This is a genomic window from Comamonas guangdongensis, from assembly GCF_041079535.1.
Taxonomy (GTDB): Bacteria; Pseudomonadota; Gammaproteobacteria; order Burkholderiales; family Burkholderiaceae_C; genus Comamonas; species Comamonas guangdongensis.
Window position 1 is genome coordinate 1 of the sequence record NZ_JBFYGN010000059.1, and the last position, 1,987, is coordinate 1,987.

The 1,987-nt window shown below is 60.8% G+C and carries 1 protein-coding gene and 1 tRNA gene; both read left to right on the plus strand.

Annotated features, from left to right (window positions below):
- Positions 1-253 precede the first annotated feature (253 nt).
- Positions 254-1,582, plus strand: coding sequence for an MFS transporter (locus AB6724_RS21715; protein ID WP_369340612.1), 1,329 nt, complete (start codon positions 254-256; stop codon positions 1,580-1,582).
- A gap of 331 nt (positions 1,583-1,913) precedes the next feature.
- A tRNA-Glu gene (locus AB6724_RS21720) sits at positions 1,914-1,986 on the plus strand.
- Position 1,987 lies beyond the last annotated feature (1 nt).

Consider the following 1,987-nt stretch of genomic DNA (forward strand, 5'->3'; position numbering starts at 1 on the left):
AGTTCGACGGCATAGACTGGCCGCGCATCTGGACCGCCGAGCGCGACCAGCAGGTGTGGGCTCAGCTGCAGGGGTGATGAGCATGGCCAATACAGCAAACCTGAGTGCAGGATTGGCCCCGCAGCCCACCACCCATCACCGCGGCCACGAATGTAAGGGCTGGCCCCATTGATTGACCGCATGCCGCTTGCTGCGCCGGAGGCGCCGGCAAGGCCTGCGCGCTTTCCTTATTTTGATAACAGGAGACAACGCGATGAGCGATTCATCCGCTATGGGCATGCCCGTGTTCGAGACGGCTTCCGTCACTCCCGACGAACGCAAGGTGCTGACCGCCACCCTCGTCGGTACGGCGATCGAATGGTATGACTATTTCATCTATGCGCAGATGGCCGGTCTGGTGCTGGGGGCGCTGTTCTTTGGGCCGTTGGCACAAAGCAACCCGGCCATGGCGCAGATCATCTCTTTTGCCACCATAGGCATCTCTTTTCTGTTTCGGCCGCTGGGGGCCATAGTCTGCGGCTCGCTGGGCGACAGGCTGGGGCGCAAGGCGGTGCTGGTGATGACTCTGGTGCTGATGGGTGGCTCGACCATGCTCATCGGCCTGCTGCCCAGCTATGCGCAGATCGGTGTGTGGGCGCCGATATTGCTGGTGCTGCTGCGGGTGGTCCAGGGCTTTTCGGCCGGCGGGGAGTGGGGCGGCGCTGCGCTGATGTCGGTGGAGCATGCACCGCGCCATCGGCGCAGTTTTTTCGGTTCCTTCCCCCAGATCGGCGTGCCTATCGGGCTGGTGCTGGCGACGCTGGTCCTGAGCGTGCTGACCTCGTCGATGTCGAACGAGCAGTTCATGGCCTGGGGCTGGCGCATTCCCTTTCTGCTGTCGCTGGCTCTGGTGTGGGTGGGCTCGCTGATCCGCCGCACCGTGGGCGAGTCTCCGATTTTCGAGCAGATGCATGCGCGCAAGGCAGAGTCGTCCGCACCGCTGCGCACCCTGTTTCGCTCCCATGGCGGTCAGGTGTTGCGCACGGCGCTGATCTTCGTGGGCAACAATGCCGCAGGCTATCTGCTGATCGCGTTTTTCGTGGCCTATGGCCGCAAGAGGCTGGGTCTGTCCGCCACGCCGCTGCTGCTGATTTGCATGGCTGCTTCGGTGAGCTGGCTGTTCTTCACTCTGCTGGGGGGCATCATGGGTGATCGCCTGGGCCGTGTGAGGACCTTCCAGATCGGCTATGTGCTGCTGGCCTTGTGGGCCGTGCCCATGTGGTGGCTGGTGGATTCCGGCAGCCTGGCCCTGTTTTTCGTGGCGCTTGCCGTTCTGAGCATTCCACTGGGCCTGACATATGGGCCACAGGCCGCACTGTATGCCGAAATGTTCCCCGCCAACGTGCGTTTTTCGGGTGTTTCCATAGGCTACGCGCTGGGCACCATTCTGGGTGGCGCCTTTGCGGCCACGGTGGCCGAGTGGATCATCACCAGCTTCGGCCATTCGTACTACATCGGCGTCTACATCGCGGCACTGGCGCTGGTGTCTCTGGTTGCGGTAAGCCTGACCCGGGAGCGTATGGGCGTCGATCTGAGCAAATAAACCGGACTGCTCCTGCGCTGCTCCTGCGCTGCTCAAGAGCGCGCAGGAGCGCATGCTGCGTGCAAGGCGAGCTGGTTCGGTCGTGGTGTTTGTGCCTTGTGCTTGTCGCTGTACCCCGGGTCTATGAATGCGATTTCGTGCCATCCAGGGAAATTAAATCAGGCTCAAAATTTTTGGAGTCCATGGTTTCTGTTATAGTTCGGGTCTCAAGTGAGGGGCGTGAAGATCTGAATCATCAGCAGCTCGACTTGCAAGCCAGTCGCTTGATTAAAAAAGCGCCTTTTTTCGAAGGCGCTTTTTTAATCGGTTGAAAAGCCGGTTCCTAGGATTTGACCCTATCGTCTAGAGGCCTAGGACATCACCCTTTCACGGTGAGTACCGGGGTTCGAATCCCCGTAGGGTCGC

Coding starts and splice junctions, on each gene's coding strand:
- AB6724_RS21715 (WP_369340612.1), top strand. CDS start 254: ATGAGCGATTCATCCGCTATGGGCATGCCCGTGTTCGAGACGGCTTCC.